This is a genomic window from uncultured Actinomyces sp. (genome assembly GCF_963526355.1).
Lineage (GTDB): Bacteria > Actinomycetota > Actinomycetes > Actinomycetales > Actinomycetaceae > Actinomyces.
The window spans coordinates 38,800-45,221 of record NZ_CAUROW010000018.1 but is presented as its reverse complement, the minus strand read 5'-3'; the positions used below and the strand labels follow the sequence as shown (position 1 = coordinate 45,221).

Below are 6,422 nucleotides of genomic sequence, written 5' to 3'. Positions count from 1 at the left end.
ATGACAACAGGCCTTTCGCTTCACTCGCCGCATGGCGGGCGGGCCCGGCGGCGACACTGCCGTCCTACCAGGGTGCCAGGAACCGACTTCAAGGTCCATAGGCATCATGGATCTGACGGCGAACAGGATCGGATGAGTTGAGTGACGGCCTCACACCGCCAGGGGCGGTCAGGCGTTACTGGGCAGGATTCCGGCTGACGAGACTCAACGACGAGCCCGAGCCAGCCCCCTCGTCGGCGGTGAGAATCAGAGGCCTGCGGCTCTCCGGCCCCTCCGACCGACGTCGGCATTCAGGATGCCGGCGGATGGTGATGGAAGGCGGTCGACGGGCATCGACGATGCCGGCCAGAAGGCCAACGAGAGCACGAGGGGCTGACATGCATCGGCGTCGACCGCAGTGCGGAGCCGCAAGCGGTACGCGTCATCAGTGCTCCTCTCAGGCCGCGCACCGGGATATTCCGCGCGGGGCGTTCGTCGTGCCGTGATGGACTTGAGACGATTCAATGCCGCCGCCGCGGGGGTGTCAAGGTCCTGGCCCAGGGGTTCACCCGCACCGATATCCGCGCAGGTCAGAAGTGGTATCAGCAACCGTCCGGCGTTGTTGCGATCGCGCCGTTGGTGACGTTAACAAGTGGGGCACCCAAACCTCTGCGCACCACATCCGCCCGATCTCACGTCGACCACATAGTGGTCACTCGCGGTGAACATGATGCAACCCGTACCCACCTCGACACAGCCTCCCTTGACAACTAAGTTAATGGCGTTAACCTAGTTGATGTGAAGACAGACCGACGCAGCACAGACACCCGCCAGCGACTCATCGACACCACCCTGGACCTCATCGACGCCCACGGATGGAACGAGGTGACGCTCGGCGGCGTGGCCCGCGCCTGCAAGGTGAGCACACCCGCCTGCTACAAGCACTTCCCATCCAAGACCAGCCTCTTCGAGGCATCGGCGCGACAGCTGTCCACCTCACTGGGCGAGCGCGCCGGCTCCCTGGTCCAGGACGACCCGCTCGAGTCGCTCGTCGGCATCGGGTCCCTCCTGGTGGACCTGGCCGCCGAGCACCCTCGACTCTTCGAGTTCAACCAGGTCAGTCCCGCCGCCGTTGCGGCCTTCGAACACCCGGACGAGCACCCGCTGCTGGCGCTCACCCGCGGCGAGGTGGAGCGCCTGGCCGCGCAGCGGGGAACCACCCCGGAACCGCTTCACCTCCTGGTGTGGTCCTGCCTGCAGGGCTACACCCAGCTCATCGCCGTCGGCGCCGCCACCGCCGACATCACCTTCATCCGCGCCGCCCTGCGCGCCATCATCACGATCGGAGACAACTGATGACCAGCAACAGCACCCCCACCAAGACAACCGGACGCACCCTCATCGTCTACGCCCACCCCTACGACGGCTCCTTCAACCATGCCGTGCTCGAGACAGCCACCTCGGCCCTGGACGGGGCGGGCCGGCCCTACGACGTCGTTGACCTCTACGCCGACGGCTTCGACCCCCGCTACACCACCGAGGAGCTCGCCCTGTTCAGCGAGGGCGGCACGCTGGACCCACTGGTCAGCCACTACCAGGGACTCATCGAGGAGGCCACGCGCATCATCTTCATCTGCCCGATCTGGTGGGACGCCCTGCCCGCCATCGTCAAGGGATTCATTGACAAGGTGATGAAGCAGAACTGGGCCTACCAACTGACCTCGGCCGGGGTGAAGGGGCTCCTCACCCACGTCCAGCAGGTGCTGGTGCTCACCACGTCAACCTCCCCGACCTGGTACCTGCGCGCATTCTGCGGCAACTACGTCGGCTCGGCGTTCCTGGGCGCAGCCATCAAGCAGATGGGCATGCGCGGACGGAGCTGGGTCAACTTCGGAGGCGTGAGCAAGGCCGGCCGGGAGCAGCGAGCCAAGCACCTCAACCGCGTCACCCAGCTCGTGCTAAAGTGACGTGTGAGTCCCACCACGAGTATCACCGCAGAGCGCCGAGCCGACCTGAACTCGGGACAAGTCGAGTCCCGCACACTGGCAGAGATCCTGGTCATCACCCACTCCACACTTCTGACGCAGGTGGTGCCCGATGCACCGGGGGATCTGGTTGACGCGGCCAGGCATGCCGACTCGCTCGGCATCCTGGCCCGTATGCAGGCCATGGGAGAGGCGCTGTATACACACCTTGGTCGCTCCGCCTGTCTGGCTCTCGCCGACCACCCGGCCGACACAGTCCGGGGCTGGGCAGTCTTCGCCCTGGCCTCTCAGGAGAAGGACGCCGACGTCGAAACGCTGCTGGCCCTGGCACGACCGGCCGCGGATGACCCCCACTTCGGAGTACGCGAGTGGTCATGGATGGCAGTGCGCCCGCATATGGTTCCCCAACTCGACGAGGCGATCCGCGCGCTGCGGCAATGGACCTCAGAGCCCTCGGAGCGCATTCGGCGCTTCGCCGGCGAGGCGCTGCGTCCGCGCGGTGTGTGGGCACGGCACATCCCTGTGCTCAAGAAGGAGCCCGAGCGAGGCCTTCCACTGCTCGAGCCGCTGCGCGCCGACTCCTCCCGCTATGTGCAGGACTCGGTGGCGAACTGGGTCAACGACGCCTCCAAGACACAGCCCACCTGGGCCATCGAGCTCTGCGAGCGGTGGCGGGAGGAGTCGCCCGGTCCAGCCACTGAACGGATTATCAAGCGAGCACTGCGCTCGATCGGGCGTTGACATCGGCCAGGTGGTCGTTGAGCCGGACATTCTTCGCGGTGCCCGACAGAGATCCTGCTGGTCTCGGCGAAGAGTGCCCGGCTCGATGAAAGAGATAGGGAGAGACGGGCTCAGAGATTGACCTGACGAGAGATGATGCCGGCCCTGGCGCGGCGGACCTCGGGGCTCAGCGGGCTCTCATCCGCCAGCGCGGCGTCGAGGCGCCCACCCATGGCCTGAAGCGGCTCGGTGAGCTCCTCGGCCTCGGTTCCGGGCACGAGCTCCCACACGGGGATGGCCAGGCCGTTGGCCCTGAATGCGCCGACGAAGCGAGCCCCCTCCTCCAGGTCGGACTCGCGCGCGGCATGGATGCGGGCGAAGGCGTTGAAGAACTCGTCCTCGTCCTCCCCGCGAACCCAGCGCACGAACTCCTTGGTGCCCAGGCGGCACCAGTAGGCGTGCTCAACGCCCGGCACGGGCCGGGTCGGGGTGATCTCGTCCTTGGCATGCTCGATGGCGTCCTCAATGGCCTGGCGGGTCTTCGCATCACCGACCCCACCCCGAGGATCGACCCAGAAGTCGAAGGTCTCGCGCACCGAGACGACCGGCGGCTCGCTGGTGTCAAGAATGTCCTGGAGGCGCGGACCGGGTTCGGGCAGCCCTTCGGCGCGCAGCGCCTGACCGTCGGACAGGTCGATGGTGGCCAGGACGGCGGCGGCGACGTCCCGGGAGGCGTCCCCGGAGTGCATGGAGGTCTGCATGGCCACCAGGATCTCGCCGTCGGCGCGCTTGATCCCCTGGACGTACTCGGGCAGGAGCGTGACGAGCTGGACCCGCCCGCCGCCGTACTCCTCGGTCAGGCACACCGTGGCCGTGGCGGCCGGGATGATCTGTGCCATCGCCACCAGGTCCTCCTCGGCCGGGAGGCCGGCGAAGGGGCGGGCGACGAACTCGATGCTCTGCTTGCGGGGCTTGGTGGACGTGGCAGTACCGACCGGACGACGCCCGCGGCGCTTCTTCTTCGACATGGTCGCCAGCCTACCGGGCTCCCGCCCCCTCCCAGGCCGACGACGGCCCGTCGGCGCCCCATGACGCGGTTCACGGCTGCAGTCCTCACCGCACCGGAGTGGATGACCGACGGACGCGCCCAGATCAGAGGCTCAAGAACGAGCCCGCCCCGGCTCAGGGCCGGACGGCGATGGCCTCGATCTCGACGCCGGCGCCCAGCGGCAAAGCGGCAACACCGAAGGCGGCCCGAGCCGGGAGGGGGTCGGCTGTGAAGTAGCGGGCGTAAACCTCGTTGACGGCGGCGAAGTCAGCGATGTCGGCGAGCAGGACCGTGGTCTTGACGACGTCGTCGTACCCGAGCCCGGCCTCGGCCAGGATGGCACCCACATTCTTGAGGACCTGCTCGGCCTGGTCCTGGATATCTCCGTCGACGAGCGCTCCGGTGGCCGGGTCGAGCGGCACCTGTCCGGAGACGAGGACGAGCGAGCCGGCCTCCTGACCGGTCGAGACCCCCTGGGAGTAGGGTCCGACGGCGGCGGGGGCGCTGGTGGTGGCAATACGGCTGACGGTCATGGTTCCTCCTGAGTGCTCGGGCGCGTTCGTGTTCCCGATGGGTGGCACGGGCGCCCGGGCCAGACTACCCATACCCTCCGGTCCGCCCGGCTCCTAAACTTGCGGCGGCCGACTGTCTCTGAGCCGGCCCACCCCGCTCACTTTCAGTCTTTCCTGAGGACCGCCGTGAAACTAAAATCGTCTTATACCCCCTTCGCCCGAACAATCATCACGGCCCTCGCCTCACGCCCCCACCCTCGCGACGCCGGGAGCTACTTTCTGGGCACCAGCATCCTGCGTACCGGTTTGCGCTTCGGTGGCCGCGAACGCAAGCAGATCAAGAACAGGGGGTTCACACCGGAGGTGATCGGCGCCTCGGGACTGCCCGAGCTCGATGTCGCCGAACTCGTCCATATCCACGGCCGCCGCATTCCCAACATCATCAAGAACGCGGGCTCCATATTCGCCAGCGGCGACACACGCAGCATCGTTGATGTCGGCTCGGCCGTCGGCTCACTGCACTGGACCGACGTCTCGGCGCAGGAGCAGGCCCAGGGCGCCGTGGGATGGACCCGCCTGTGCGTGGACACCGACCAGAAAGATTTCGGATTCTCCCTCTACGACAACCACCTCGACGTCGTCATCGCCTCGCTGGGCCGGGAGCCCAACGAGTACGCCGCCGACATGGCCCGTCTCCTGCCACAGGGAATACCTCCCCAGGCCTGGCAGGCGCTGACCGCCGATCCCACCCGTCCGACGGCGCGCCTGCACCTGCTGGGCGCGAAGAACATCGGGGTCGACCTCGGCAAGGACACCTACACGCTGTTCGAAGACGTCCGTCACCCGTACCGCGGCTCGCTCCTCGTCATGAGCGGCAGGGTCATGAGGGCGGAACTGTGGCTGCGATACCGGGTCAACAACCACAGGCTGGTGAATGACTACTAGGCGATCACCTATCACCGTCGTGCGACGACGGCGCGCCTCCTCGTCGAGTCCGGCACGGACGCCCGGGCCGGACTGCCCCTGCCCTCCGGCCCGCCCGGCTTCTAGACTCGGAGCGGCCGGATGCCTCCGGCCGGTTCACTCCCGTTCATCCCCACCTCAAGGACTGCCGTGAAGCTGCCCAGTATCCCGTCGCGCGGCGACCTGGCCGCCCAGGCCCGCAACCTCGCCGGAAAGGCGACCTCCGGCGCCGCAAGGGCGGCCGACTCGGCATCCCGGACCGCAGCGGACGCAGGCCGAGCCGCCGCCGGCACGGCTGCCCAGGCCTCTCAGCGACTCGGCGTCAACCGCCTTCCAGGCATGTCCGGGCTCACCCGGACGGACGGCGCTGATGCCGGGCCACGGATAACGGGCACTACCTTCGCCCGGACCATCGCCACGGCCTTCGCCTCGCGACCCCATCGGCGCAGTCCCGCAAGCGTCCTCATGGGCACCGACGTCCTGCGCACGGGGTTTCACACCGGGCTCCGCGAGCGCAAGCAGCTCAAGAACGCCGGATTCGCGCCCGAGGCCGTCAACGCCTCAGGACTGCCCGAGCTCGATGTCACCGAACTCATCCATATCCACGGTCGGCGCCTCCCCAACATCATGCTGAACGCCTCCTCCCGGCTCATCAAGCGCGACACCCGGGCAGTCATCGAACTCGGAAAGGCCACCGGTTCGCTGCACTGGATCACCGTCTCGGAGCAGGAACAGGCCCAGGGGGCCATGGGGTGGACCCGCCTGTGCGTGGACACCGACCAGACGGAACGGGTAGTCACCATCTTCGACGACCGCCACCTCGACGTCGTCATCGCCCCGGTGGGCCAGGAGCCCGGCGAGTACGCCACCGACATGGCCGGCATTCTGCCGCAGGGGATACCCCCCGAGGCATGGCAGGCGCTGACCGCCGATCCCACCCGTCCGACGACGCGCCTGCACCTGCTGGGCCAGGAACGTATCGGGGTCGACGCCGGCGGAGACGGCTACACGCTGTTCAGGAACGTCCCGCACGCGGTACGCGGCTCGCTCTTCGTCATGGGGGGCCGGGTCAGGCGGGCCGAGCTGTGGCTGGCGAACCGCGTCAACATCAACATCATGGACATCCTCCCCGATTAGCCCGAGCCCTCATCATCGGCATCGGCCGATGGCGGAGTCGCACACAACGGCGCGTCGCCCCATCGAGCCCGCCCCGGT

Annotated in this window: 7 protein-coding genes; 5 read left to right on the top strand and 2 right to left on the bottom strand. The window is 67.8% G+C overall.

What is annotated here, in order from left to right; genetic code table 11:
* Positions 1-777 precede the first annotated feature (777 nt).
* Genes RWR81_RS06110 through RWR81_RS06100 form a run of 3 tightly spaced genes read left to right on the top strand, consistent with a single transcriptional unit; the run spans position 778 to position 2,705 of the window.
* On the top strand, positions 778-1,335 hold the full coding sequence (locus RWR81_RS06110) for a TetR/AcrR family transcriptional regulator (RefSeq protein ID WP_314455913.1): 558 nt from the start codon (positions 778-780) through the stop codon (positions 1,333-1,335).
* Positions 1,335-1,946, top strand: a complete 612-nt coding sequence (locus RWR81_RS06105; protein WP_314455911.1) for an NAD(P)H-dependent oxidoreductase — start codon at positions 1,335-1,337, stop codon at positions 1,944-1,946. The genes RWR81_RS06110 and RWR81_RS06105 overlap by 1 nt, the downstream gene beginning before the upstream one ends.
* Positions 1,947-1,949: 3 nt before the next feature.
* On the top strand, positions 1,950-2,705 hold the full coding sequence (locus RWR81_RS06100; RefSeq protein ID WP_314455909.1) for a DNA alkylation repair protein: 756 nt from the start codon (positions 1,950-1,952) through the stop codon (positions 2,703-2,705).
* Positions 2,706-2,815: 110 nt separating this feature from the next.
* On the opposite strand, the gene RWR81_RS06095 is transcribed toward RWR81_RS06100, so the two are convergent.
* Both RWR81_RS06095 and RWR81_RS06090 read right to left on the bottom strand, forming a co-directional pair.
* Positions 2,816-3,712 carry a DUF5926 family protein gene (locus tag RWR81_RS06095; protein ID WP_314455907.1) on the bottom strand — a complete coding sequence of 299 codons (897 nt, stop codon included), beginning with the start codon at positions 3,710-3,712 and terminating at the stop codon, positions 2,816-2,818.
* 154 nt (positions 3,713-3,866) lie between these two features.
* Complete coding sequence (locus tag RWR81_RS06090) at positions 3,867-4,265, bottom strand: RidA family protein (protein ID WP_314455905.1); 399 nt, start codon at positions 4,263-4,265, stop codon at positions 3,867-3,869.
* Positions 4,266-4,430: 165 nt separating this feature from the next.
* Between RWR81_RS06090 and RWR81_RS06085 the strand changes: the two genes are divergently transcribed.
* Positions 4,431-5,189 carry a hypothetical protein gene (locus tag RWR81_RS06085; RefSeq protein ID WP_314455904.1) on the top strand — a complete coding sequence of 253 codons (759 nt, stop codon included), beginning with the start codon at positions 4,431-4,433 and terminating at the stop codon, positions 5,187-5,189.
* Positions 5,190-5,357: 168 nt separating this feature from the next.
* Positions 5,358-6,344: a hypothetical protein gene (locus RWR81_RS06080; protein ID WP_314455902.1), complete on the top strand. Its 987-nt coding sequence runs from the start codon at positions 5,358-5,360 to the stop codon at positions 6,342-6,344.
* Positions 6,345-6,422: the final 78 nt, after the last annotated feature.